Consider the following 24,934-nt stretch of genomic DNA (forward strand, 5'->3'; position numbering starts at 1 on the left):
CATGGCGAAAATCGAGAAAATCGAACTGCGCATGGTCGACCTCGTGCCGAAGGTGAAGCGCACGGACGCGATCCAGAGCTTCGTCAGCCAGGAGACGCCGATCGTCACCATTACGGATGCCGACGGCGCGTCGGGCACCGGCTACAGTTATACGATCGGCACCGGCGGCTCCTCGGTGATGCGGCTTCTGGCCGACCATCTGGCGCCGCGCCTGATCGGCCGCGACGCCGACCAGATCGAGGCGATCTGGCACGATCTCGAATTCGCCACCCACGCCACCACCATCGGCGCCATCACCGCTATAGCGCTGGCCGCGATCGACACGGCGCTTTGGGATCTGCGGGCGAGAAAACAGAACCTGCCGCTCTGGAAGCTTGCCGGCGGCGCCAAGGACCGCTGCCCGCTCTACACCACCGAGGGGGGCTGGCTGCATATCGAGACGGCCGCACTTGTCGACGACGCGCTTGCCGCGAAGGCAAGAGGCTTCACCGGCTCGAAGGTCAAGATCGGCAAGCCGCACGGCTCCGAGGACGTCGCGCGGCTCTCGGCCGTGCGCAAGGCGGTCGGCGACGGCTACGAGATCATGACCGACTGCAACCAGGGCTTTTCCGTCGACGAAGCGATCCGCCGCGCCGAACGGCTGCGCGAGCTCGACCTCGCCTGGATCGAGGAGCCGCTGCCGGCCGACGACATCGACGGCCATGTGCGGCTGTCGAATTCGACGCCGACGCCGATCGCCGTCGGCGAATCGCTCTATTCCATCAGGCACTTTCGCGAGTACATGCAGAAGGGCGGCTGCAACATCGTCCAGGTCGATGTCGGCCGCATCGGCGGCATCACCCCTTGGCTGAAAGTGGCCCATGCGGCCGAGGCCTTCGATATGCCGGTCTGCCCGCATTTCCTGATGGAGTTGCATGTCAGTCTGGTCTGCGCCATCCAGAACGGCAAATATGTCGAGTATATTCCGCAGCTCGATGAGTTGACGGGCGCCAAGATGCGCATCGAGGACGGTCATGCGCTGGCGCCCAGCGAGCCCGGCATCGGCATCGACTGGGACTGGGACGCCGTGAAGGCAAGAAGCATCGCCGAATTCACCACGGCGATCGTGAAATAGGGAGGCGGACATGCAGCGCATGGGAATGGTGCTGGGCTTGAAGCCCGAAAAGGTCGAGGAATATGTCCGCCTTCACGCTGCTGTCTGGCCTGATGTTCTCGCCATGATCTCGGCCTGCAACATCAAGAACTATTCGATCTATTTGAAGCGGCCGGAGAACTTGCTTTTCTCCTATTTCGAATATCACGGCACCGACTACGCCGCCGACATGGCCAAGATGGCGGCCGATCCGAAGACGCAGGAATGGTGGGCGGTCTGCATGCCTTGCCAGGAGCCGTTGCCGACCCGCAAGGAAGGCGAGTGGTGGGCGTCGATGGACGAGGTCTTCCATCATGACTGATGCCTTCGATCCGGCATCGCTGGCGCAGTCCTGGCCGAAACCGTCGAAGCCGCGTCCGATCGTCACCTTCGGCGCCGGCTCGATCGTCGGCGACGCGCATTTTCCCGCCTACCGCAAGGGCGGCTTCCCGATATCCGGCCTCTACGATCCGGACCAGGCCAAGGCGCGGAAGCTCGCCGAGACATGGGGCGTGACGGCGTTCCGCTCGGTCGAGGAAGCAGCGGCGGTGAAGGACGCGATCTTCGATCTCGCCACGCCGCCGGGCCGGCATGCCGAGGTGCTGAAGGCCCTGCCGGACGACGCGGTGGCGCTGATCCAGAAGCCGATGGGCAACTATCTCGGCGAGGCGACCGAGATCCTCGAAATCTGCCGCGCCAAGCAACTGAAGGCCGCCGTGAACTTCCAGCTTCGCTTCGCGCCGATGATGCTGGCGCTGAAGGACGCCATCGCCCGTGGATGGCTGGGCGAGGTCGTCGATTTCGACGCGCTTCTGGCGCTCGACACGCCCTGGCAGCTGTGGGAATTCCTGCTCAAGGCGCCGCGCGTCGAGATCGCCATGCATTCGATCCATTATCTCGACCTGATCCGCCAGCTTCTCGGCAATCCGCTGGGCGTGCACGCCAAGACGCTCGGTCATCCCAACCACAAGGTCGCGCAGACCCGCACCAGCGCCATCCTCGACTATGGCGACACGGTGCGTTGCGGACTTTCCATCAATCACGACCACAAATTCGGCCGCCGCTACCAGGCCTGCGAGTTCCGCATCTGCGGCACCGAAGGCGCGGCTTACGTCAAGCTCGGCCTCAATCTCGACTATCCGCGCGGCGAGCCCGATATTCTGGAAATCCATCCCAAGGGCGGGTCGGATTGGGTCAGCGTGCCGCTCGCCGGCGAATGGTTCCCCGATGCCTTTGTCGGCCGCATGGCCAATATCCAGCGTTTTGCTTCCGGCGAGGACGCCGAGCTTGTCAGCTCCGTCGAGGACGCCTGGCACACCATGGCATTGGTTGAGGCCGCCTACAAATCCAGTGCCGCGCCGGCGACGCCGCTGGCCGCAAAGCCGTAAGGCGGGACATGGAACAGACCACTTATTTCGAGGATTACGAGATCGGCTCGTCGCGCCTCACCAGCGGCCGCACCATCACCGAGACCGATTTCGTCGTCCATGCCGGCCACACCGGCGATTTCTTTCCGCATCACATGGACGCCGAGTTCATGAAGACGACGCCCTTCGGCCAACGCATTGCCCATGGCACGCTGGTCTTCTCGGTCGGCGTCGGCCTGACGGCAAGCGTCATCAATCCCGCCGCCTTCTCCTACGGCTACGACCGGCTGCGCTTCATCAAGCCGGTTTTCATCGGCGACACGATCCGCACGCGCACCACCATCGCCGCCAAGGAGGACGACACGAAACGGCCAAACGCCGGACGTGTCATCGAGCGTGTCGAGGTTTTGAACCAGCGCGACGAGGTCGTGCTGGCGGCGGATCACATCTACATCGTCGAGCGACGGCCCGGCTGAAGACGGAGACAAAAGAACATGGCTGATATCACAGGCAAGGTCGTGGTCGTCACGGCGGCCGCGCAGGGCATTGGACGGGCAAGCGTTCTGGCTTTCGCAAAGGCCGGCGCCATCGTCCACGCCACCGACATCAACGAGGCGGCCCTAGCCGACCTCGCAAAGACGCCCGGCATTACCGCGCGAAAACTCGATGTGCTGAACGACGACGCGGTGAAGGCGGCTTTCGCCGAGATCGGCCGCGTCGACGTGCTGTTCAACTGCGCCGGCTTCGTCCATGCCGGCTCGATCCTCGAGATGAAGGACGAGGATCTCGACTTCGCCTTCAATCTCAACGTGCGCGCCATGATCCGCACCATCCGCGCCGTGCTGCCCGGCATGCTGGGACGCGGCGATGGCTCGATCATCAACATGGCGTCGGTGGCGGGCGCCCCGAAGGGCGTGCCGAACCGTTTTGCTTATGGCGTGACCAAGGCCGCGGTCATCGGTCTGACAAAATCGATTGCCGCCGATTATGTCGCCAAGGGCATACGCTGCAACGCCATTTGCCCGGGTACCGTCGAGAGCCCCTCGCTTCAGGGCCGCATGCAGGCGCAGGGCGACTATGAGGCGGCCCGCGCCGCCTTCATCGCCCGCCAGCCGATGGGCAGGATCGGCACGCCCGACGAGATCGCCGACCTTGCGGTCTACCTGGCCGGTGCGACCTACACGAGCGGGCAGGCTTATAACATCGACGGCGGCTGGTCGATCTGAGGCCGTTCCGGCAGCCAGCGGCGGCGGCAATCCAGCTACGAGGCAGCCCAGTTAAGAGGCAGGCATGACCAAGATCACGGACCTCAGAACCTTCGACCTTCGCTTTCCGACATCGCAAAGCCTCGACGGCTCCGATGCGATGAATCCGGATCCGGATTACTCGGCAGCCTATGTCATCCTCGACACCGATGTCCCATCGCTGAAGGGCCATGGACTCACCTTCACCATCGGCCGCGGCAATGAGATCTGCTGCGCAGCGATCGAAGCGCTGCGCCATCGCGTCGTTGGGCTCGATCTTGACTGGGTGAAAGAGGACCCCGGCCGTTTTTGGCACCATGTGACCGGCGACAGCCAGCTGCGCTGGATCGGCCCGGACAAGGGCGCCATGCATCTCGCCGTCGGCGCTGTGGTGAACGCGGTGTGGGATCTCTGGGCCAAGGAAGCCGGCAAGCCGGTCTGGCGCCTTGTCGCCGAGATGAGCCCGGAAGAGATCGTGCGCATCGTCGATTTCCGCTATCTCACCGACGCGATCACACCGGCAGAGGCGCTGGAGATCCTGAAGAAGGCCGAGGCCGGCAAGGCCGGGCGCATCGCCGCGCTCGAGCGCGAGGGATATGCCTGCTACACCACCTCGGCCGGCTGGCTCGGCTATTCCGACGGCAAGCTCAGGCGTCTTTGCCAGGAAGCGGTCGACGATGGGTTCAATCACATCAAGCTGAAGGTCGGCCGCGACCGCGCCGACGACATCCGCCGTCTCAGGATCGCCCGCGAGGTGATCGGGCCGGACCGCTATCTGATGATCGACGCCAACCAGGTCTGGGAGGTCGACCAGGCGATCGACTGGCTGAAGGACCTGGCCTTCGCCAAGCCCTTCTTCATCGAGGAGCCGACCAGCCCCGACGACGTCGCCGGTCACGCGAAGATCCGCAAAGCTATCGCGCCGATCAAGGTCGCGACCGGCGAGATGTGCCAGAACCGCATCATGTTCAAGCAGTTCATCGCCGGCGGCGCGATCGACGTCGTGCAGATCGATTCCTGCCGCATGGGCGGGCTGAACGAGGTGCTGGCGGTGCTGCTGATCGCCGCCAAGTTCGGCCTGCCGGTCTGGCCGCATGCCGGCGGCGTCGGCCTTTGCGAATATGTCCAGCATCTGTCGATGATCGACTATGTCGCCGTGTCAGGCAGCAAGGACGGGCGGGTCATCGAATATGTCGACCATCTGCACGAGCATTTCCTGGAACCCTGCGTGATCCGCGATGCCGCCTATATGCCGCCGGCTGCGCCCGGTTTCTCGATCGAGATGAAGGCTCAGTCGATCGAGGATTACCTGCATCGCGCCTGAAGCATCGGCGCAGCAAACCGTGCCGCGGCACGCGACCGGACCGCCGCGAATCGGCTATGCCTGTCGCATGCAGGAAACATCCCTCTACGAGCCGGTGAAGCGGTTCCTCGAGAGCATGGATTTCGCCGTCAAGGGCGAGATCGGCGGCTGCGACGTGGTCGGCGTCCGCGCGAGCGAGCCGCCGGTTGTCGTCATTTGCGAATTGAAGCTGCAGTTCAACCTCGAGCTTGTTTTGCAAGCCGTCGACCGCGCGGCGGCCTGTGACGAGGTCTGGCTGGCTGCTTTGATGTCGGCGCGCGGCAAGGGCAGGGAGCACGACCGCCGCTTCCGCGCGCTGTGCCGCCGTCTCGGCTTCGGCCTGTTGGGCGTCGGCAAGAAGGGCGAGGTCGAGCTGCTTCTCAGTCCCGCCGCCCTGCCGCCGCGCCGCGATCCCAGGCGGCGCTCGCGCCTGGTCGAGGAACATCACCGCCGCAAGGGCGATCCGTCCATCGGCGGCAGCACGCGCAAGAAGCCGATCATGACCGCTTACCGTCAGGAGGCGCTGGCCTGCGCCGCCGCCATGGCCGACGGCCCGAAACGGCCGCGCGACCTCAAGGTGCTTTCGCCGCGCGCCGCGAGCATCCTGCAGCATAATTACTATGGCTGGTTCGCCCGCGCCGAGCGCGGCATCTATGCACTGACAGAAGCCGGCCTTGCCGCGATCACACCCGCGGCGGTGGTCTTATAAGCTATTGGGTGACGAAAAATTCGCTGGCTTACCACTCGGCGCCCGGCTTACCATTCGGCGAACGAACCGTCCTTGTGGCGCCAGACCGGGTTGCGCCAGCGATGCCCTTCCTTGGCGCGCTCCTTCACATAATCCTCGTCGATCTCGACGCCCAGGCCCGGGCCGTCGGGAATGGCGACATAGCCATCCTCGTAACGGAAGACATCCTTGTTTGCGGCATAGTCGAGCAGGTCGTTGCCGGCATTGTAGTGGATGCCCAGGCTCTGCTCCTGGATGAAGCAATTGTAGCTCACGGCGTCGAGCTGCAGGCAGGCGGCCAGCGCGATGGGCCCAAGCGGACAGTGCGGCGCCACCGCCACGTCATAGGCTTCCGCCATCGCCGCGATCTTGCGGCATTCGGTGATGCCGCCGGCATGCGACAGGTCCGGCTGGATGATGTCGACGACAGCTTCCTCGAACACCGATTTGAAATCCCAGCGGCTGTAGAGCCGTTCGCCGAGCGCGATCGGCGTCGAGCCGAGCGCGGCGATCTCCTTCAGCGCCTCGCGGTTTTCGCTCAGCACCGGCTCCTCGATGAACATCAGCCGGTAGGGCTCCAGTTCCTTGACCAGGATACGCGCCATCGGCCGGTGCACGCGGCCGTGGAAATCGACGGCGATGCCGATATCGGGGCCCACCGCCTCGCGCACCATGGCAACCCGCTCGACGGCGGCATCGATCCTGTCATGGCTGTCGACGATCTGCAGTTCCTCGGTGCCGTTCATCTTGAGCGCCTGGAAACCGCGCGCCACGACATCCCTGGCGCCGGCCGCAACCTCGGCCGGCCGGTCGCCGCCGATCCAGGAATAGACCTTTATCGTCTCGCGCAGCTTGCCGCCGAGCAATTCATGCACCGGCACGCCGAGCGCCTTGCCCTTGATGTCCCATAGCGCCTGGTCGATGCCGGCGATGGCGCTCATCAGGATCGGCCCGCCGCGATAGAAGCCGCCGCGATACATCACCGTCCAATGATCCTCGATCAGACGCGGATCCTTGCCGATCAGATAGTCGGCCAGTTCCTTGACCGCCGCTTCGACCGTCAGCGCCTTGCCTTCGACCACCGGCTCGCCCCAGCCGCTGATGCCGGCATCGGTCTCGATCTTGAGGAACAGCCAGCGCGGCGGAACGATATAGGTGGTCAGAGCGGTGATCTTCATGCGGTCGGCCGGTCTCAGTTGTTTTTCAGTTTCTTGGCGCTGACGAGGTCGCGCGCGGCGAGATCGAGTATCTTGTTGGCCGCGTTTCGCGCAGCGACGGCGTCGCGCATCCGCAGCGCCTCGACCACCTCGCCGTGAGCCGCCGCCGCTTCTCTGCGCCTGACCGGCGAGATCGTCGCCGTGGCTTCCAGCGAAAACAGCAGCGCCGTGTCGATCAGCTTGCCGATCTGGCGGAAGATCGGGTTGTGGCTCGCGCCATAGACGATCTGGTGGAAGACGATGTCGGAGCGCGAGAATTGCGTCAGGTCCTCGCCGGCGCCGGCCATGCCTTGCCAGGCTGCTTCCAGGTCGGCGATCTCCTGCAACGTCGCGCGCGTTGCCGCGAGTTCGGCGACCAGCGGCTCGATGGCGCGGCGGGTTTCGAGGATCGCGTCGAACAATTTGTCGTCCAGCGCATGCGGCGCATGCCAGGCCAGCACCTGCGGATCGATGATGTTCCATTTGTCCTGGTCGCAGACGACCGTGCCGACGCGTGGCCGGGACAGCACCAGCCCCTTGGCCGCCAGCACCTTCAGGGCTTCGCGTATGACGGTACGGCTGACGCCATATTCGATGCCGAGATCGTTCTCGGTCGGCAGCGACGATCCGGCCGGATAGCGGCCCGAGAAAATGTCGGAGGCGAGCGCTCTTGTCACATCCGGCATGACGCGCGGGCGACGCGCCGTCTCGCGTTCCTCCGTCGCCTCGTCAGCCTTCTTCGGTGTCTCGTTCACCTCAGCCCCTCCTCCAAGGCAGCGAACCCTGGTTTGCGCGCGCTCGGCCCGGCCTTAGCGGATACCGGTGATTTGCGCCAGCGCCACTGAGCGGACTATTTAAATCATTTATCATACCAGATCAATTGACGTGTATGATGAAATTGATTAATGACGGGAGGCCCGGGCTCGGCGCCCGGCCGTTCGCTGGGAGGTAAACATGCGACTTTTGAAAACCGCGCTCGTCGCGGGCGCTCTCGCGGTCTTGTCGGTCACGACAATCGCGTCTGCCTATGCGCAGGACACCAAGATCGGCTTCATCGTCAAACAGCCCGAGGAACCCTGGTTCCAGGACGAATGGAAATTCGCTGACCAGGCTGCCAAGGAAAAGGGCTTCACTCTCGTCAAGATCGGTGCCGAAGACGGCGAGAAGCTGATGTCGGCGATCGACAATCTCGGCGCCCAGGGCGCGCAAGGCTTCGTCGTCTGCACGCCTGATGTGAAGCTCGGCCCGGGCATCGTCGCCAAGGCGGCCGCCAACAATCTGAAGCTGATGACGGTGGACGATCGCCTCGTCGGCGCCGACGGCAAGCCGCTGGAAGACGTGCCGCATATGGGCATCTCCGCCACCAAGATCGGCGAGGCGGTGGGTCAGGCCATCCTCGACGAGATGAAGGCGCGGGGCTGGAAGATGGACGAGGTCGGCGCGATCCGCGTTTCCTATGACCAGCTGCCGACTGCCGTCGACCGCGTCGAGGGTGCGATCTCGGTGCTGAAGGCTGCCGGCTTCAAGGCGGAAAACATTTTCGACGCACCGCAGGCCAAGACCGACACGGAAGCCGCGCTCAATGCCGCGACCGTGGTGCTCAATGCCCATGCCGACATCAAGAAGTGGATTGCCTTCGGCCTCAATGACGAGGCGGTGCTGGGCGCCGTGCGCGCTTCCGAAAGCGTCGGCATTCCGGCCGACGGCATGATCGGCGTCGGCATCGGCGGCGCGGAATCGGCGATCAACGAGTTCAAGAAACCGGCCGCGACCGGCTTCGTCGGCACGGTGATCATCTCGCCGAAGCGCCATGGTTACGAGACGGCGCTCAACATGTATGACTGGATCGCCAACAACAAGGAGCCGGCAAAGCTTACGCTGACCTCCGGCGCGCTGGCCAAGCGCGACGACTATCAGAAGGTGCGCAAGGACCTCGGCATCGAATAGCCTTCCCTGTACAAACAGGCGGCGGCTTGATGCTGCCGCCCGTTTGGCATGCTCAAGGATCTAGGCCGTGTCCTTTCTCCAATTTTCCAACATCAGCAAGACCTATCCGGGCGTCAGGGCTCTGTCCGGCGTGTCGTTCGGCGTCGAAAAGGGCGCCGTGCACGGATTGATGGGCGAGAACGGCGCCGGCAAATCCACCCTCATCAAGATCCTGTCCGGCGACCAGCATGCCGATGCCGGCGAGATAAGCATCGACGGCAAGGTCCAGGCCTATGCCTCGACCAGGAATGCCTTCGACAACGGCGTCATCGTCATCCATCAGGAATTGCAGCTGGTGCCCGAGCTGACCGTCGCCGAAAATCTCAGCCTCGGCCGGTTTCCGGCGAGCGGAGGCGTCATCGCCCGCCGCCGCATGCTCGACGATGTCGGCGCCAAGCTGAAGTCGGCCGGCATCGACATCGACATGCGCCGCAAGGTCAAGACGCTCTCGATCGGCGAACGCCAGATGGTCGAGATCGCAAAGGCCGTGATGCTCGACGCCCGCGTCATCGCGCTCGACGAGCCGACCTCGTCGCTGTCCTCGCGCGAAAGCGAGATCCTGTTTAAGCTGATCGACCGGCTGCGCGGCGAGGGCAAGGTCATCATCTATGTCTCGCACCGCCTCGACGAGGTGTTCCGCCTCTGCGACAGCCTGACGGTGCTGCGCGACGGCAAGCTCGCCGCGCAGCACGCATCGCTGAAAGATGTGACGCGCGATCAGGTCGTTGCCGAGATGGTCGGTCGCGAGATTTCCGACATTTGGGGTTTTCGGCCGCGAAAGCCGGGAAAGGTTCGCCTCAAGGCCGATAATCTGAGCGGCGCCAGATTGCGGACGCCGGCAAGCTTCGAAGCTCGCGCCGGCGAGATCGTCGGCTTCTTCGGCCTGATCGGCGCCGGACGCTCGGAGCTGATGCGGCTGGTCTTCGGCGCCGATCCGCGCTCGGGCGGCACGATCGCCGTCGACGGCAAGGTGATTGCCGCCGCCAGCCCGCATGACGCGATCCGCGCCGGCATTGTGCTCTGCTCCGAGGACCGCAAGCATGACGGCATCATCCAGGGCCGCTCGATCGAGGAAAACATCAACATCTCGTCCAGGCGCCATCACACGCGCTTCGGGGTGCTCAGCCGCGCCAGCGAGATCGCGACGGCCGAAACCTTCATCAAGAAGCTCAAGGTGCGCACGCCTTCGCGCAGGCAGGACATCGTCAACCTGTCCGGCGGCAACCAGCAGAAGGTCATCCTTGGCCGCTGGCTGTCCGAGCAGGGCATACGCGTTTTGATCGTCGACGAGCCGACGCGCGGCATCGATGTCGGCGCCAAGTCGGAGATCTACGAGCTGCTCTACCAACTCGCCGAGGACGGCATGGCGATCGTCGTCGTCTCCTCCGAGCTGCCGGAAGTGATGGGCATCTGCGACCGCATCCTGGTGATGTGCGGCGGGCGCATCAGCGCCGAGCTCACGCGCGACCAGTTCGCCGAAAAGGCAATCCTGGCCGCGGCCCTTCCAGACAAGAAAACCCCCGACGCGATCGCATCCTGAGGACATTCGCCATGACCGACCGGTTGAAGAAGATACTGCTCGGCGAGCAGGGCCTCGTCGTGATCTTCATCGTCGCCTTCGCGCTGGTGTCGCTGCTGGTGCCGAACTTCCTCACCGACCGCAACATGCTGGGCCTGCTGCAATCGGTGGTCACCGTCGGCATCGTCGCCTGCACGATGATGTTCTGCCTCGCCGCGCGCGACTTCGATCTGTCGGTCGGCTCCATCGTCGCCTTTGCCGGCATGGTCGCGGTGATGGCCTCGAACGCCACAGGTTCGATCCTGCTTGGCCTTATCGCGGCGATCGCCTGCGGCGCCGTCGTCGGCTGGGTCAACGGCGTCGTCATCGCCAAATTCCGCATCAATGCTCTGATCACCACCTTGGCCACCATGCAGATCGTGCGCGGTTTTGCGCTGATCTCGTCGGACGGCCGCGCCGTCGGCATCAACAGCCCGGACTTCTACCAGCTTGCCTTGTCGAAGCTGCTCGGCATACCGACGCCGATCTGGGTGCTGGCGGTGCTCTTCGCCATTTTCGGCTTCGTGCTCAACAGCACCGTCTTCGGCAAGAACACGCTGGCCATCGGCGGCAATCCGGAAGCCTCGCGCCTTGCCGGCGTCAATGTCGACAGGACGCGCATCTGGATATTCACGCTGCAGGGCGTGGTCTGCGGCATCGCCGGCATCCTGCTTGCCTCGCGCATCACCTCGGGCCAGCCCAACGCCGCGGTCGGCCTCGAATTGTCGGTGATCTCGGCCTGCGTGCTCGGCGGCGTCTCGCTTGCGGGCGGCAGGGCCACGATGTCGGGCGTCATCGTCGGCGTGCTGATCATGGGCATCGCCGAGAACGCGATGAACCTGCTCAACATCCCGGCCTTCTACCAATATATCGTCAGGGGCGTGATCCTGCTTCTGGCGGTCCTGCTCGACAATCTGCGCTCGTCGGCATTGGGCCGGCGCTGAGCCGGCATGTCGATGTCGGGCCGACAGGGCTGAAGAGACTCGTTTCCGGCCAGACCTTCACGGGCTGGGATCGCCATGGCCGTCTTCGACTGGAGTGACGACGATGACTGAACGCCTTTCAGGCAAACGCATCTTTCTCACCGGCGCCGCCCAGGGCATCGGGCTCGCCATCGCCGAAGCCTGCCTGGCCGAGGGGGCGGGTTTGTTCATGATCGATCGCGACGGCGAGCTCCTGGACAAAGCCGCCTCCGGCCTGTCGGCGCCGCGCGGGCGTCTCGGACACTGCCGGGCCGATATAACCGATGCCTCGGCGGTCGCGTCGGCTGTCGCCCGCGCGGGCGAGGAAATCGGCCCGGTCAACGCGCTGATCAACAATGCGGGGATGAATGTCTTCTCGACGCCGCTCGACGCCAGCGAAGAGGAATGGAACCGCAATTTCGACGTCAACGTCAAAGGCGCGTGGAATTGCAGCAAGGCGGCCTTGCCGGGCATGCTGGCAAGCGGCGGCGGGGCGATTCTCAACATCGCCTCCACGCACGCCTTCACCATCATCCCGCATACCTTCCCCTATCCCGTCGCCAAGCACGCGCTGCTCGGCCTGACCAGGTCGCTGGCGCTCGAATATGCCGGCCAGGGCGTGCGCGTGAACGCGCTGGCGCCGGGCTATGTCGAGACGCAGAAGGCCCTCGACTACTGGAACAGTTTCGACGATCCGGAGGCCGCGCGCGCCAAGACGCTGGCGCTGCATCCGGGTGGGCGCATCGCCACACCGCAGGAGATCGCCATGGCGGCGATCTTTCTGGTCTCGGAGGAATGCCCCTTCATCAACGCCGCCTGCCTCGTCGCGGATGGAGGACTGAGCGTGCTTCACCATCCCTGAAACAAGCCATGAACCATTGATATGCCGCGGGAACTCAAAACCACCGCGACCCGGCATCAGGGCTGACGATGGCCCGCATCGAGCTCGCCGACGACCGCCTCCGCTATGTCATGCAGTGCGACGAGGGATCCGCCATGTCGAAGGTCGCTGAAATCTGTCCACGAGAGGCTGAGGTCACCTAGGACCCTTCAAGCTCCGCTCCAGGTCGTTGCGTATCAGCCCATGCCGGCGCGCATCCGCGCCTGAGACGGCGGGGCTGAATGGCGCATATCCGCGCCGTTCAGCCCAGCTCATTTCGACTGTTGACTCATCTTTCCGCCTGTGCAGAAATTGGTTGGACCATTGAACCATTTTAGGCTCGGCTGGCGTGACCGATTTCCTGCCTCCCATCCAGACCACGGCCCGCGACGACGCGGTTCTGAAGGCGTTGGCGGGTTTCGTTCGGCAGGAGGCTCTTGGCCCCGGTGAAAAACTCCCGACGGAGCGCATCCTGGCCGAACGCCTCAAGGTCAGCCGCAACACGGTGCGCGAGGCGCTGACGCGCTGGGAAGGCCTCGGTCTCGTCGAACGGCGGCAAGGCTCGGGCACTTATCTCAAGGCCGCCGTCTCGCCCGACATGCTGCACATGCCGCTGACATTGGCCGGCGGCAATGATTTCGCCGGCCTGATGCGCACGCTGGAGATTCGCCGCGCGCTGGAGGCCGAGGCGGCGGCGCTTTGCGCCATTCGCGCCGGCAAGGCCGAGATCGCCGAGATCGAGCGCAAGCTCGACGTCATGGAAGAGGCTTTCCGCACCCGCGCCGGCATGTCCTCGGAAGAGGATTGGGAATTCCACCAGGCTGTCTACCGCGCCTCGGGCAATCCGCTCTTCGAGCAGATCATCAGTGCCATGCACGAGCTGTTCCACCGCTTCTGGGAGCATCCGCTCGGCGTGCGCGACTTCGGCCATGCCAGTTTCCCCTATCACCGCACCATCTTCGAGCGCATCGCGGCGCATGATCCCGAGGGCGCCCGCGCCGAGGCGCTGAAGCTCATCGCCACCGTCGAGGACGATCTGAAACGCGGTGCCGCCAACCTCAAGCTTTCGGACCGCAGATGAACGAGCAGCCCAACACTTTCGACCCGGCCTCGATGGCCAGCGACTATCTCGGCGAGGCGGCGACGCTGCTGGCGCATGACGATCCGTTCCCGGGCGGCGCCGTGGTGCCGCCGATCTACCAGACCTCGCTGTTCACCTTCGCCAGTTACGCCGACATGGCCGACACCTTCGCCGGCAGGAGAAAGCAGCCGATCTATTCGCGCGGCGACAATCCGACGGTGATGGAGTTCGAGGCGCGTGTCGCCGCCTTGGAAGGCGCCGAGGCGGCGCGCGGCTTTTCCAGCGGCATGGCGGCCATCAGCGCCACGCTGCTCGCCTTTGTCGGCGCCGGCGAGCGCATCGTTGCCGTGCGCAACTGCTATGGCGACGCTTACCGGCTGTTCGAGCGGCTGTTCCCGCGCTTGCAAATCAAGGTCGACTATGTCGACGGCGCCGACCCCGACGCGGTTGCCGCGGCACTTCCCGGCGCCAAGCTGCTCTACCTAGAAAGTCCGACCTCGATGCTGTTCGAGCTGCAGGACCTGGAGCATCTGACGCGGCTGGCGAAGGAGCAGGGCATCGTCACCACCATCGACAATTCCTGGGCCACCCCCGTCTTCCAGAAGCCGATTTCGCATGGCGTCGACCTGGTGCTGCATTCGGCCTCGAAATATCTGGGCGGCCACAGCGACACCGTCGCCGGCGTGGTGGCCGGCTCAGCCGCCCATATCAAACATATCAACGAACAGACCTATTCGCAGCTCGGCGGCAAGCTGTCGCCCTTCGAAGGCTGGCTCTTGCTGCGCGGCCTGCGCACGCTGCCGCTGCGCCTGCCGCACCACATGAAGAGCGGGCTTGTCATCGCCGAGCGGCTGAAGGCGCACGGCAACGTCGAGCGCGTCAACCACCCCGCCTACTCCAACCATCCCGGCAAGAAGACTTTAGCCGGCTATGCCGGACTGTTCTCCTTCGAGGTCACCGAGGATGTCGACATCCCTGCCTTCGTCGATGCGCTGAAGTTCTTCCGCATTGGCGTCAGCTGGGGCGGCCATGAAAGCCTGGTCGTGCCGGCCAAGGCCTCGCTCGAGCAGACGCCGGGCATCAATTCGATGGCGCGCTTCGGCGTCAGCCCCCGAACCATCCGCTTCAATGTCGGATTGGAAAATGTCGAGGACCTCTGGGCCGACATCGCCCAAGCCTTCGACAAGTCAAAAAAATAACGGATCAAAAAATGGGAGTCCTGAACATGAAAAGACTGACCTTCATGCTCGCCGCCGTCGCCGGCCTGGCGATTTCCGCCAGCGGCGCGCTGGCCGACACCACCATCAAGCTGGTCGAGGTCATCACCAGCCCGCCGCGCACCGAATTCCTGAAGAAGCAGATCGCCGAATTCGAGACCGCAAATCCGGGCATCAAGGTCGAGGTGGTCTCGCTGCCCTGGGGCCAGGCCTTCGAGAAGTTCCTCACCATGGTGCAGGCCGGCGACACGCCCGACGTCGTCGAGATGCCGGAACGCTGGATGGGCCTCTATGCCAACAATGCCCAGCTCGAGGATCTCGGCCCTTACATGGCCAAGTGGGACGACGCCAAGACGCTCGGCGACCGCGCCAAGCAGTTCGGCTCGACCGTCAACAACACCCAGTTCATGATCCCCTACGGCTACTATGTGAACGCGCTGTTCTGGAACAAGAAGCTGTTCAAGGAAGCTGGTCTCGACGGCCCGCCGGCAACGCTCGATGAGTTCGTCGCTGATTCCAGGAAGATCTCGGCCATCCCCGGCAAATATGGCTACTGCCTGCGCGGTGGTCCCGGCGCCTTCAACGGCATGCACATGTTCATGAACATCGCCGACGGCAAGGGCGGCTACTTCACCGACGACGGTGTCTCGACCATCAACGACGAAGGCTCGGTCAAGGGCCTGCAGATGCTGGCCGACATGTACAAGAACGGTCTGGCGCCGAAAGATTCCGTGAGCTGGGGCTTCAACGAAACGGTGACCGGCTTCTATTCCGGCACCTGCGCCATGCTCAACCAGGATCCGGACGCGCTGCTCGGCATCGCCGACAAGATGAGCGCCGACGACTTCGCGGTTGCGCCGTTGCCGGTCGGCCCGAGCGGCAAATCCTATCCGACGCTGGGCTATGCCGGCTGGGCGATGTTCGCCAATTCCCAGCACAAGGACGAAGCCTGGAAGCTGATGGCGACGCTTTTGTCGCCGAAGGACAATCTGGAATGGGCCAAGGAAGTTGGCGTCGTGCCGATCCACAACGGCGCCGACCAGGACGCGCACTTCAAGACCGAGCAGTTCAAGGGCTGGTTCACCGAACTCAGCGACAGCTCCAAATATGAAATGGTGACGCCGCCGACGCATCTGGAAAACCTCGGCAACTTCGTCGATCAGGTGGCGATCAAGAATTTTCAGGAAGTGCTGCTCGGCCAGAAGCCGGCCAAGGACGTGGCCGATGAATGGGCCAAGTTCCTGACCAAGGAACAGCAGGACTGGCTGGCGAAAAACAAGAAGTAAGGCGCAGGCCTTTTTCCTTCGCCCCGTTTACGGGGAGAAGGTGTCACGAAGTGACGGATGAGGGGCGGCGCCAGCATTTCATAAGTTCGCGCCGCCCCTCATCTGCCTGCCCGTCCTTCGCAGCAGCTGCGCCGCTGCTACGGAGGGTGAACCGGCATCTTCCCCTCGTTCACGGGAGAAGGACGCTGTCGCCGTCCCCGGCACCCAATCACCACCGTAGAGCCAGAACGTATGACCTACGCAGTGTCCGAGATCCGATCCGCCGCCCCGCCGCGCAAGCGGCGGTTCAGCAAGGCCGCGATCGAGCCGTGGCTTTATCTTTCGCCTTCTATCGTCCTGCTGGTCCTGGTGCTGCTGGTGCCGTTGGTCATTGGCATCTCCTACTCTTTTCGCAAATTCTCGGCCTTCAAGTCGCAATATGTCGGCCTTGCCCAATATCAGGCGATGCTCTCCGACCAGGTGCTCGGTCAGGCGCTGATCAACACGCTGTGGTGGACGGTCGCCAGCCTGTTCTTCCAGTTCTTTCTGGGCTTGGGTCTCGCATTGCTGCTCGACAAGCCGTTCTACGGCCGCAAGGTGGTGCAGGCCGTGGTCTTCCTGCCCTGGGCCGTGCCGTCTTTCCTCTCCGGCCTCACCTGGGCCTGGCTGTTCAACCCGATCATCGGGCCGCTGCCGCACTGGCTTTTCGCCCTTGGCCTCAAGGCCGAGCCGACCAATGTGCTGTCGGATCCAGCCACCGCCATGTGGGGCCCGATCGTCGCCAACATCTGGTTCGGCATCCCGTTCTTCGCCATAACGCTGCTTGCCGCGCTGAAATCGATCCCCTCCGAATTGCATGAGGCTGCAGCCATCGACGGCGCCTCGCCCTGGCAGCGCTTCACCAAGGTAACGCTGCCCTTCCTGGCGCCGACCATCGTCATCACGGTCATGCTGCGCACCATCTGGATCGCCACCTTCGCCGACCTGATCTTCGTCATGACCGAAGGCGGGCCGGCCGGCTCGACCAGCACCGTGCCGGTCTACATCTATGTCAGCGCCTTCAAGTCGCTCGACAAGGGCTATGCCTCGGCGGTGGCGGTGCTGCTTCTGGTGCTGCTCATTGCCTACGCCATCGGGCTGATCGCTATCCGCCGCACCCTGGTGAGGCACGTCTGATGATCGCCGGTCGCTCCACTTCCTCGCGCATTTTCGGCGGCATCGGGCTCTACGCTGCGGTCGCGGCTTACGTGATCTTCGCGCTGTTCCCGATCTTCTGGACGCTGAAGATCTCGGTGACGCCGGAGCGCCTGCTCTATTCGGAAGGCATCACCTTCTGGCCGTCGCAGACGACCTTCCAGAACTTCGTCACCGTGCTCGAAGCCTCCGACTTTCCACGCTATTTCCTCAACAGCGTCATCGTCTCGGTGTCGACGGCCGCCTTTGTCACCATCATCGCCACGCTCGCCGGCTACGCCATGTCGCGCTTCACCTTCCGCGGCAAGGCGACGCTGGCGATCCTGTTGCTGCTTACCCAGACCTTCCCGCTGGTCATGGTCATTCCGCCGATCTACCGGATCATGGGCGATCTCGGCCTGACCAACAGCCTGATCGGACTGATCATCATCTACACGGCCTTCAACACCGCCTTCGCCACCTTCCTCATGCAGTCCTTCTTCGACGGCATCCCGAGGGATCTTGAGGAGGCGGCGATGATCGACGGCTGCACCCGGGCTCAGGCGATGCGCCGGGTGATCGTGCCGCTGACCTTGCCGGGAATGGGCGCCACGCTGGGTTTCGTCTTCACGGCCGCCTGGAGCGAGTTGCTGTTCGCGCTGATGCTGATCTCCAGCGACGAGCAGAAGACCTTCGCCGTCGGCCTGCTCACCTTCATCGGCAAATTCGCCGTCGACTGGGGGCAGATGATGGCGGCCTCGATCCTGGCGCTGATTCCGGTCTGCGTCTTCTTCGCCTTCCTGCAACGCTATCTCGTCACCGGCCTCACCGCCGGCGCTGTCAAAGGATAAAAGATGGCTTCCGTCACGCTGCAAAACGTCGAGAAGGATTACGGCGCGCTGCGCATCCTGCACGGCGTTGATCTCGAGATCGCCGATGGCGAGTTCGTCGTGCTGGTCGGCCCGTCCGGCTGCGGCAAGTCCACGCTGCTGCGCATGATCGCCGGCCTGGAGGAAGTTACCGGCGGCGAGATCCATATCGGCGAGCGGCTGGTCAACGACGTCGCGCCCAAGGACCGGGACATCGCCATGGTGTTCCAGTCCTACGCGCTCTACCCGCATATGGATGTCTCTTCCAACATGGGCTTCAGCCTGCTTTTGAAAAAGGCCGAGAAGACGACGATCGACGGCAGGGTAGGGGCCGCCGCAAGACGCCTAGGCCTCGACAATTTCCTTGGCCGACTGCCGCGCCAGCTCTCCGGCGGCCAGCGCCAGCGCGTCGCCATGGGCCGCGCCATCGTGCGCGACCCCAAAGTGTTCCTGTTCGACGAGCCGCTCTCCAACCTCGACGCCAAATTGCGCGTCCATATGCGTGCTGAGATCAAGGCGCTGCACCAGCAGCTCAAGACCACGTCGGTCTATGTCACCCACGACCAGGTCGAGGCCATGACCATGGCCGACCGCATCGTCGTCATGCATGACGGCTATGTGCAGCAGGTCGGCCGCCCGCTGGAGCTTTACGACCGTCCGGTCAACACCTTCGTGGCCGGCTTCATCGGCTCGCCGGGCATGAACTTCTTGCCGGCGAAGGTCGCCAGGGGCGGCAAGGTCGATGCTGTGCTCGCCGACGGCCAGAAGCTTGGATTGCCGGACGGTCTGCCGCTGCAGGACGGCGATGCGCTCACCATCGGCCTGCGGCCCGAGCATATCAGACTGGTCGACGATGGTGCGCTGAAGGCCGAGGTCGAGGTGGTCGAGCCGCTCGGCCTGTCGACGCAGTTCTATGTCCGGCTAGCCAACCAGCAGATCTGCGTCTTCGTCATGGGACGCAGCGATGTCAGGCCGGGCGACACCATCCGCCTCGCTGCCGATCGGGCGGCGCTGCACCTCTTCGATCCAAAGAGCGGCGTTCGGATCGGCTAGCTGGCCAACAGCGACGCGTCATTGGATGGCTTCGCCAGCAACGCACCGGCGGCAGATGTGGGTGTTCAACTCGGGTACGATCGTTGCGCTGGTGATGGCGACAATTTGATCGCTCAAGGGTCGGCGCCTTCGAGAATATCGACAGGTGAATTGCGGATTTTGATTGCTAGACTCCTGCTGATTCGTCTCGACAGGAAAAGGCATGAGCAAGGCCCTCGGCACATTCGCACTGATCACGGTTTTGAGCGCTTTGCTGATGGCGCTGTCATTGGCCGTGGCGAGGCACGGCTACCCCTATGGCGCGTATGGCGTGAAGCGTCTCGACGGCATCGCCGACGCCGGCTCGTTCCTGGCGATCGCCGCCATCTATTTCTTCGGCGCCATGCTGATGATGATCTTGCCGATCCGCGCCGCCGGCATCGTGCTGACCCATGCAGCCGATGCGATCTTCTGGGCGACGATCATGCTCTTCGCGACGATCGTCGGCTCGCTGGTTGCCAGATGGGCCTTCGGCCAGCACGAGGTGCTTTGGGCGCTGTTCAACTGGCGCTTCCTGTTCGTCGCGGCGATCGTGGCGGCGCATCTCACCATGAACGAGCTTCGCCGCAACATCCTGCTCAGAAGCCTGTTCTTCGTCGCCTTCGGCGCGGTCACGCTCGCCTGCCTGTTCTGGTCATTCTCGACCTGAGTCCTAGCTTTCTCGCATATGGCTGGTAGACCTCCTGCCAGGCAATGGCTATATCATTTGTCTGACAATTGACCCGGTCGAAGGCCGCCGCGACCAAAACCCAAGGAAAAACAAGATGACCGTACTGCGTAAAAACCTGATCGACGGCGAGTGGCTTGGCGAGGCCGGCTCTCCCAACATCAACCCTTCGAACACCAACGACGTCGTCGGCGAATACGCTTCGGCCGGGCCGGAGGAGGCCAAGCAGGCCATCGCGGCCGCCAAGGCGGCCTTTCCGGCCTGGTCGCGCTCAGGCCCGCTGGCCCGCCATGCGGTGCTGAAGAAAACCTCCGACGAGATCATGGCGCGCAAGGACGAGATCGGCCGCTCGCTGGCCCGCGAGGAGGGCAAGACGCTGGCTGAGGGCGTCGGCGAGACGATCCGGGCGGCGCAGCTCTTCGACTTCTTCGCCGGCGAGACGCTGCGTCTGTCGGGCGAGATGGTGCCGAGCGTCAGGCCCAGTGTCGGCGTCGAGATGACCCGCGAAGGCGTCGGCGTCGTCGGCATCATCACGCCGTGGAATTTCCCGATCGCCATCCCCGCCTGGAAGATCGCGCCGGCGCTGGCCTACGGCAATACCATCGTCTTCAAGCCGGCCGAGTTGGTGCCTGAAAGCGCCTGGACCATCGTCGACATCCTGCATCGTGCCGAGCTGCCCAAGGGCGTGCTCAACCTCGTCATGGGCAAGGGCTCGGTGGTCGGCCAGGCGATGCTCGACAGCCCCGACGTCAACGCCATCTCCTTCACCGGCTCGGTCGGCACCGGCAAGCGCGTCGCTGCCGCAAGCGTCGAGCACATGCGCAAGTTCCAGCTCGAAATGGGCGGCAAGAATCCGCTCGTCGTGCTCGATGACGCCGATCTGGCCGTCGCCGTCGATTGCGCCGTCAACGGCGCCTATTTCTCGACCGGACAGCGCTGCACGGCCTCCTCGCGCCTGATCGTCACCGAGGCCATCCACGACCGCTTCGTCGACGCGATCAAGGAGCGGCTGGACAAGCTCGTCATCGGCGACGCGCTCGATGCCAAAACCCAGATCGGTCCGGTCGTCGACCAGACGCAGCTCAAGCAGGACGAGGATTATATCGCCGTCGGCCGCCAGGAAGGCGCCGAGCTTGCCTTCGGCGGCGACCGGCTGGAGCGCGAGACGCCGGGCTTCTATCTGCAACCGGCGCTGTTTGTTGGCTCCACCAATGCGATGCGCATCTCGCGCGAGGAGATTTTTGGTCCTGTCGCCAACGTCATTCGAGTCAACGATTATGACGAAGCCCTGGCCGTCGCCAACGACACGCCGTTCGGCCTCACCTCCGGCATCTGCACCACCAGCCTGAAGCACGCGACCCATTTCAAGCGCAACTCCGAAGCCGGCATGGTGATGGTCAATCTGCCGACGGCGGGCGTCGACTTCCACGTGCCGTTCGGCGGCCGCAAGGGTTCGAGCTACGGCCCGCGCGAGCAGGGCCGCTACGCCATGGAGTTCTACACCACGGTTAAGACCGCCTATACATTCGCCGGCTAAGAGGGATCGATGGCGTCAGCCCTGGACGACATGACATGGCTCAACCCGCCGCCGCGCCACACGGTCGGCGACGGCACGCTCACCGTTCGGACGGGCAAGGAGACCGACTTCTGGCGCGAGACCTTCTACGGCTTCTGGCGCGACAACGGGCATTTCCTCTACCGCCCGGTAGAGGGTGATTTCAGCGCCGAGGTCACCGTCCAGGGCGACTACAAGGTGCTCTACGATCAGGCGGGGCTGATGCTGCGCCTCAGCGAAACGCACTGGATCAAGGCCGGCATCGAATACACCGACGGGCTGGCCTACTTCTCCGTCGTCGTCACCAACGACACCTCCGACTGGTCGCTGGTCGCCATTGCCGCCGGCAAGGACGGCGTCCGGATCCGCCTGACCCGTCACGCCGAGGCGATCCGCATCCAGTATCTGGACGTCTCGGACGGTCACTGGAAGCCGGTGCGGTTGGCCTATTTCCCGATCTCGAAATCGGTCGATGTCGGCATGATGTGCTGCTCGCCGCAGCGCGAGGGTTTCGAGGTCACCTTTTCGGACTTCACCATCCGGCCGCCGATTTCGCGGAACCTGCACGACTGACGCGGCGCTACCCGTTCATCCGGTGCTGGAAGAATTGCAGGAATAATTCGCGCTCCGTGGTGATGTCCAGCTTCTCATAGATGCGGCGGCGATGGTTCTTCACCGTGCCGACGGTGATGCCGAGCCGCTCGGCGATGTTGGCGGTCGGATGGCCGGCGAGGATCAGCTGCACCAGCTCGCGCTCGCGCAGCGATAGCTCCGGCCACAGGTTTTCCGGAATGCTCGGCTTCTGCTGCGGCGAGGCGCCGGGACCGCTCGGCGCCGAGGTACGTGAAAAGTCCGAGCCGCGCGCCTTGATATCCAGCGCATGCAGCGCCTCGAACACCGGCAGCCGCTCCGTGAGCAGAGCGATCTCGCCGTCCTTGAACGATACGGTCGAGCGGTCGAGGAATATGCCCAGGCACCAGTCGCCGCCGTCGGCGAGCAGGATGCCGACCTCGTCGCAGATTTCCGACTGCGCCAGGAAACCGGCAATGTATTGGCCGCGCTTGGCTTCCTCGTCGGCCAGCCCCTTGAGCGGCATGATGCCGAGCCGGCGCTCGCGCCGCCACGAGGCATAGAAGGGATCGAAGACGTAGTAGTTGTCGAGATAGCGCCGCACCATCTCGTCCGAGAAGCGCCGATGCTTGACGAATTCCGGGGTCCTAGTCGCCGAATAGCGCGTCACCGTCACAAGGTCATGCGCGATGTCGGCGCCGATCAGATCGATCAGGCAGTCGACATGCCGGTCGGTGCCGGTGGCGGCGATCGCCTTGGCCAGCGGCGCCCAGATATTGCCCATGCGCATGCCCTTTTCTCGGCGAACCGCGCCGCGCGGTCATTGTGTCTTTAGGCATATGGCGCGATCCGGCTCCGGGAATCTAGCCTGTGGTCATTCTCGGCAAGGGAAAGCGACCCGTGGACCAGATCACCACCAATCCAATCGTCATCGGCATCGACGCTGGCGGCACCATGACCGACACGATCCTTGTGGATCAGGACGGCCACTTCAAGATCGGCAAGTCGGCGACGACGCCGAAGAACGAGGCTGAAGGCTTCCTCGCTTCGGCCGAGGATGCGGCGGACGCCTGGGGTATCTCGCTGCAGGATCTGTTCTCCGGCGTCAACGTGGTGCTCTATTCCGGCACCGGCATGCTCAACACGCTGTTGTCGCGCACCGGCCGCAGGCTCGGGCTGATTACCACCAAGGGCCTTGAGGACATGATCCTGATGGGCCGCGGCCTGCAGGCCTGGGCGGATTATTCCTATGCCGACCGCCTGCACGCGGTCACCCACCATCATCCCGATCCTCTGGTGCCGCGCCGCCGCACGCATGGCGTGACGGAGCGCGTCGACCAGTTCGGCGACGTCATCCTGCCGCTCTACGAGCACGAGGTGCATGCCGCCGCCAAGAAGCTCATCGCCGACAAGGTCGAGGCGATCTGCATCATGACCGTCTTCTCGCACGTCAATCCGGCGCATGAGAAGCGCATCGCCGAAATCTGCCGCCAGGAGATCGCCGCCGCCGGCGCCGACATCCTCGTCTACACCAGCCACGAGGTGCGCCCGGTGATCCGCGAGCAGTCGCGGCTGAACTCGGTGCTTATCGAGGCCTACGCCACCTCGCGCGGCCGCAAGCAGTTGAAGGGCATCGAGGACATCTCGAAGAAATACGGCTTCAAATACGGCGTGCAGACGCTGCTCTCCTTCGGTGGCCTGACCTCGATCAACCATCCGCGCCTGCACGAAACGATGATCTCCGGGCCGATCGGCGGCATCCTGGGCGCCGCCTATGTCGGCAAGCTGATCGGCAACGACTCGCTGATCTGCTCGGACATGGGCGGCACGTCCTTCGACATGGGCGTCATCACGCGCGGCCAGACACGTATCGAGAACGAGCCGCTGATGGACCGCTTCAAGCTCAACGTGCCGACGTTGCATCTCGACACGATCGGCGCCGGCGCTGGCATGATCCTCAAGGTCGATCCGCTGACCAAGAAGGTCTCGCTCGGGCCGGAAAGCGCCGGCTCCGATCCCGGGCCGATCTGCTTTGCCAAGGGCGGCGCCGAGCCGACCATCGCCGATTGCGATGCCATCCTCGGCCGCCTGAACCCCCACTACTTCCTTGGCGGCAAGGTCGTGCTGCAGGTCGAGAAGGCGAGGAAAGCGTTCGAGGAAAAATGCGCGCGGGTGCTCGGCGTCGGCGTCGAGGAGGCGGCCGAGGGCATGATCGACATGCTGGAGGCCGACGCGAACAACGCGCTGCGTCGCGTCATTTCTGGCCAAGGCATCCATCCTTCGGAATTCACGCTTTTGTCCTATGGCGGCTCGGGGCCGCTGCATCTGGCCGGCTGCTCCAGGGGCATCGGCTTCAAGGACATCATCACCTTCCAGTTCGCCGCCGCCTTCTCGGCCTTCGGCTGCACCACAGCCGATTTCATGCGCCGCCATTCGGTATCGACCCAGATCGACATCGGCGCGCGGGCAAGCGATGACGAGCTGGTCGCCTTCGGCAAGAAGGTCACCAACGTCTGGGACGACCTGACCAAGGCCGCGGTCGACGAAATGGTGGCCGACGGCCACGCGCTCCCCAAGATCAAGACCGTGCCGTTCCTGATGATGCGTTACACCGGCCAGTTGGAAGACGTCGAGGTGATGGCGCCGCTGTCGGCGATTCACTCCGCCGACGACATGCGCAGGATCGTCGCCGAGTTCGAGGCGGTCTACGCCAAGGTCAACCATCGCGTCTCGCGCTATGGCGAGGCCGGCTTCTCGATCACCGAGCTCGGGTTGATCGCCACCGCCGACAAGGTGAAGCCAACTTTGGTCAAGCGTCCGCTCGGCAAGTCGGATCCGGCGTCTGCCCATAAGGGCGTGCGCGAGGCCTATATCGGCGGCCGCTGGCACAAGGCCAATCTCTACGAGATGGACCTGCTGCAACCCGGTCACGAGGTCATCGGCCCGGCCATCATCGAACATCCGGCGACGACGCTCGTCGTTCATCCGCAGGACCGCGTCCATGTCGATGAATGGACGCTGCTCCACTACACCCACGCTTGAGAAGGGCGA

24 protein-coding genes are annotated in these 24,934 nt (G+C 64.0%); 21 read left to right on the forward strand and 3 right to left on the reverse strand.

The features are described from left to right. Position 1: 1 nt before the first annotated feature. The 7 genes from FJ417_RS03465 to FJ417_RS03495 all read left to right on the forward strand — a co-directional run bounded on the left by FJ417_RS03465 (position 2) and on the right by FJ417_RS03495 (position 5,794). Positions 2–1,114, forward strand: coding sequence for a mandelate racemase/muconate lactonizing enzyme family protein (locus FJ417_RS03465; protein WP_140782473.1), 1,113 nt, complete (start codon positions 2–4; stop codon positions 1,112–1,114). A gap of 10 nt (positions 1,115–1,124) precedes the next feature. Next, entirely contained in the window at positions 1,125–1,454 is a 330-nt protein-coding gene (locus tag FJ417_RS03470; RefSeq protein WP_140644770.1) for an L-rhamnose mutarotase, read from the forward strand. Further along, on the forward strand, positions 1,447–2,520 hold the full coding sequence (locus FJ417_RS03475; protein WP_140782474.1) for a Gfo/Idh/MocA family oxidoreductase: 1,074 nt from the start codon (positions 1,447–1,449) through the stop codon (positions 2,518–2,520). Before FJ417_RS03470 ends, FJ417_RS03475 begins: the two co-directional genes overlap by 8 nt. Positions 2,521–2,528: 8 nt before the next feature. Next, positions 2,529–2,975, forward strand: coding sequence for a MaoC/PaaZ C-terminal domain-containing protein (locus FJ417_RS03480; protein ID WP_140782475.1), 447 nt, complete (start codon positions 2,529–2,531; stop codon positions 2,973–2,975). A gap of 18 nt (positions 2,976–2,993) precedes the next feature. Continuing rightward, a complete protein-coding gene (locus tag FJ417_RS03485) occupies positions 2,994–3,725 on the forward strand; it encodes an SDR family oxidoreductase (protein WP_140782476.1) in 732 nt (243 codons plus the stop codon). Positions 3,726–3,789: 64 nt separating this feature from the next. Continuing rightward, entirely contained in the window at positions 3,790–5,067 is a 1,278-nt protein-coding gene (locus FJ417_RS03490) for an L-fuconate dehydratase (protein ID WP_140782477.1), read from the forward strand. Between the two features lie 67 nt (positions 5,068–5,134). After that, on the forward strand, positions 5,135–5,794 hold the full coding sequence (locus FJ417_RS03495) for a DUF2161 family putative PD-(D/E)XK-type phosphodiesterase (protein WP_140782478.1): 660 nt from the start codon (positions 5,135–5,137) through the stop codon (positions 5,792–5,794). Between the two features lie 47 nt (positions 5,795–5,841). Here the strand turns inward: FJ417_RS03495 and dgoD are convergent, their stop codons facing one another. Next, entirely contained in the window at positions 5,842–6,990 is a 1,149-nt protein-coding gene (gene dgoD / locus FJ417_RS03500) for a galactonate dehydratase (protein WP_140782479.1), read from the reverse strand. Positions 6,991–7,004: 14 nt separating this feature from the next. After that, entirely contained in the window at positions 7,005–7,694 is a 690-nt protein-coding gene (locus FJ417_RS03505) for a FadR/GntR family transcriptional regulator (protein WP_140644844.1), read from the reverse strand. 268 nt (positions 7,695–7,962) lie between these two features. On the opposite strand from FJ417_RS03505, the gene FJ417_RS03510 reads away from it, so the two are divergent. From FJ417_RS03510 to FJ417_RS03570, 13 genes are all read left to right on the forward strand, one after another. Next, positions 7,963–8,955 (forward strand): arabinose ABC transporter substrate-binding protein, encoded by a 993-nt coding sequence (locus FJ417_RS03510; RefSeq protein WP_140702368.1) that lies wholly within the window; start codon positions 7,963–7,965, stop codon positions 8,953–8,955. Positions 8,956–9,022: 67 nt separating this feature from the next. Continuing rightward, positions 9,023–10,534, forward strand: coding sequence for an L-arabinose ABC transporter ATP-binding protein AraG (araG, locus tag FJ417_RS03515; RefSeq protein WP_140782480.1), 1,512 nt, complete (start codon positions 9,023–9,025; stop codon positions 10,532–10,534). An 11-nt stretch (positions 10,535–10,545) separates the two neighbouring features. Beyond that, a complete protein-coding gene (gene araH / locus FJ417_RS03520) occupies positions 10,546–11,496 on the forward strand; it encodes an L-arabinose ABC transporter permease AraH (protein ID WP_042645133.1) in 951 nt (316 codons plus the stop codon). A 103-nt stretch (positions 11,497–11,599) separates the two neighbouring features. Then, positions 11,600–12,376 (forward strand): SDR family oxidoreductase, encoded by a 777-nt coding sequence (locus tag FJ417_RS03525; protein WP_140782481.1) that lies wholly within the window; start codon positions 11,600–11,602, stop codon positions 12,374–12,376. Positions 12,377–12,743: 367 nt separating this feature from the next. Next, positions 12,744–13,475: a FadR/GntR family transcriptional regulator gene (locus FJ417_RS03530; protein ID WP_140782482.1), complete on the forward strand. Its 732-nt coding sequence runs from the start codon at positions 12,744–12,746 to the stop codon at positions 13,473–13,475. Then, complete coding sequence (locus tag FJ417_RS03535) at positions 13,472–14,674, forward strand: PLP-dependent transferase (protein WP_140782483.1); 1,203 nt, start codon at positions 13,472–13,474, stop codon at positions 14,672–14,674. Before FJ417_RS03530 ends, FJ417_RS03535 begins: the two co-directional genes overlap by 4 nt. 26 nt (positions 14,675–14,700) lie before the next feature. Continuing rightward, positions 14,701–15,978, forward strand: coding sequence for a sugar ABC transporter substrate-binding protein (locus FJ417_RS03540; protein WP_140782484.1), 1,278 nt, complete (start codon positions 14,701–14,703; stop codon positions 15,976–15,978). Between the two features lie 231 nt (positions 15,979–16,209). Beyond that, positions 16,210–17,133, forward strand: a complete 924-nt coding sequence (locus tag FJ417_RS03545) for a sugar ABC transporter permease (RefSeq protein WP_140782485.1) — start codon at positions 16,210–16,212, stop codon at positions 17,131–17,133. Continuing rightward, complete coding sequence (locus tag FJ417_RS03550) at positions 17,133–17,981, forward strand: carbohydrate ABC transporter permease (protein WP_140782486.1); 849 nt, start codon at positions 17,133–17,135, stop codon at positions 17,979–17,981. Before FJ417_RS03545 ends, FJ417_RS03550 begins: the two co-directional genes overlap by 1 nt. A gap of 3 nt (positions 17,982–17,984) precedes the next feature. Beyond that, positions 17,985–19,052: a sn-glycerol-3-phosphate ABC transporter ATP-binding protein UgpC gene (ugpC, locus tag FJ417_RS03555; RefSeq protein ID WP_140782487.1), complete on the forward strand. Its 1,068-nt coding sequence runs from the start codon at positions 17,985–17,987 to the stop codon at positions 19,050–19,052. A 202-nt stretch (positions 19,053–19,254) separates the two neighbouring features. Then, positions 19,255–19,740, forward strand: coding sequence for a hypothetical protein (locus FJ417_RS03560; protein ID WP_140644786.1), 486 nt, complete (start codon positions 19,255–19,257; stop codon positions 19,738–19,740). A gap of 115 nt (positions 19,741–19,855) precedes the next feature. After that, a complete protein-coding gene (locus FJ417_RS03565) occupies positions 19,856–21,295 on the forward strand; it encodes an aldehyde dehydrogenase family protein (RefSeq protein WP_140782488.1) in 1,440 nt (479 codons plus the stop codon). Positions 21,296–21,304: 9 nt separating this feature from the next. Then, on the forward strand, positions 21,305–21,886 hold the full coding sequence (locus FJ417_RS03570) for a DUF1349 domain-containing protein (protein WP_140782489.1): 582 nt from the start codon (positions 21,305–21,307) through the stop codon (positions 21,884–21,886). Positions 21,887–21,893: 7 nt separating this feature from the next. Here the strand turns inward: FJ417_RS03570 and FJ417_RS03575 are convergent, their stop codons facing one another. Next, on the reverse strand, positions 21,894–22,673 hold the full coding sequence (locus tag FJ417_RS03575) for a LuxR C-terminal-related transcriptional regulator (protein WP_140782490.1): 780 nt from the start codon (positions 22,671–22,673) through the stop codon (positions 21,894–21,896). A gap of 110 nt (positions 22,674–22,783) precedes the next feature. Here FJ417_RS03575 and FJ417_RS03580 point away from each other — a divergent pair, with 110 nt between their 5' ends. Further along, the gene (locus tag FJ417_RS03580; protein WP_140782491.1) at positions 22,784–24,925 is read left to right on the forward strand and encodes a hydantoinase/oxoprolinase family protein; all 2,142 of its coding nucleotides are present in this window, start codon (positions 22,784–22,786) and stop codon (positions 24,923–24,925) included. Positions 24,926–24,934 lie beyond the last annotated feature (9 nt).

Origin of the sequence: Mesorhizobium sp. B3-1-7 (assembly GCF_006439385.1) — a bacterium.
In the GTDB taxonomy this organism is placed as follows: domain Bacteria; phylum Pseudomonadota; class Alphaproteobacteria; order Rhizobiales; family Rhizobiaceae; genus Mesorhizobium.

Coding starts and splice junctions, on each gene's coding strand:
- FJ417_RS03525 (WP_140782481.1), top strand. CDS start 11,600: ATGACTGAACGCCTTTCAGGCAAACGCATCTTTCTCACCGGCGCCGCC.
- araH (WP_042645133.1), top strand. CDS start 10,546: ATGACCGACCGGTTGAAGAAGATACTGCTCGGCGAGCAGGGCCTCGTC.
- FJ417_RS03505 (WP_140644844.1), bottom strand. CDS start 7,694: ATGCCGGATGTGACAAGAGCGCTCGCCTCCGACATTTTCTCGGGCCGC.
- dgoD (WP_140782479.1), bottom strand. CDS start 6,990: ATGAAGATCACCGCTCTGACCACCTATATCGTTCCGCCGCGCTGGCTG.
- FJ417_RS03465 (WP_140782473.1), top strand. CDS start 2: ATGGCGAAAATCGAGAAAATCGAACTGCGCATGGTCGACCTCGTGCCG.
- FJ417_RS03470 (WP_140644770.1), top strand. CDS start 1,125: ATGCAGCGCATGGGAATGGTGCTGGGCTTGAAGCCCGAAAAGGTCGAG.
- FJ417_RS03490 (WP_140782477.1), top strand. CDS start 3,790: ATGACCAAGATCACGGACCTCAGAACCTTCGACCTTCGCTTTCCGACA.
- ugpC (WP_140782487.1), top strand. CDS start 17,985: ATGGCTTCCGTCACGCTGCAAAACGTCGAGAAGGATTACGGCGCGCTG.
- FJ417_RS03565 (WP_140782488.1), top strand. CDS start 19,856: ATGACCGTACTGCGTAAAAACCTGATCGACGGCGAGTGGCTTGGCGAG.
- FJ417_RS03495 (WP_140782478.1), top strand. CDS start 5,135: ATGCAGGAAACATCCCTCTACGAGCCGGTGAAGCGGTTCCTCGAGAGC.
- FJ417_RS03560 (WP_140644786.1), top strand. CDS start 19,255: ATGAGCAAGGCCCTCGGCACATTCGCACTGATCACGGTTTTGAGCGCT.
- FJ417_RS03485 (WP_140782476.1), top strand. CDS start 2,994: ATGGCTGATATCACAGGCAAGGTCGTGGTCGTCACGGCGGCCGCGCAG.
- FJ417_RS03480 (WP_140782475.1), top strand. CDS start 2,529: ATGGAACAGACCACTTATTTCGAGGATTACGAGATCGGCTCGTCGCGC.
- FJ417_RS03570 (WP_140782489.1), top strand. CDS start 21,305: ATGGCGTCAGCCCTGGACGACATGACATGGCTCAACCCGCCGCCGCGC.
- FJ417_RS03510 (WP_140702368.1), top strand. CDS start 7,963: ATGCGACTTTTGAAAACCGCGCTCGTCGCGGGCGCTCTCGCGGTCTTG.
- FJ417_RS03550 (WP_140782486.1), top strand. CDS start 17,133: ATGATCGCCGGTCGCTCCACTTCCTCGCGCATTTTCGGCGGCATCGGG.
- FJ417_RS03535 (WP_140782483.1), top strand. CDS start 13,472: ATGAACGAGCAGCCCAACACTTTCGACCCGGCCTCGATGGCCAGCGAC.
- FJ417_RS03575 (WP_140782490.1), bottom strand. CDS start 22,673: ATGCGCATGGGCAATATCTGGGCGCCGCTGGCCAAGGCGATCGCCGCC.
- FJ417_RS03545 (WP_140782485.1), top strand. CDS start 16,210: ATGACCTACGCAGTGTCCGAGATCCGATCCGCCGCCCCGCCGCGCAAG.
- FJ417_RS03475 (WP_140782474.1), top strand. CDS start 1,447: ATGACTGATGCCTTCGATCCGGCATCGCTGGCGCAGTCCTGGCCGAAA.
- FJ417_RS03540 (WP_140782484.1), top strand. CDS start 14,701: ATGAAAAGACTGACCTTCATGCTCGCCGCCGTCGCCGGCCTGGCGATT.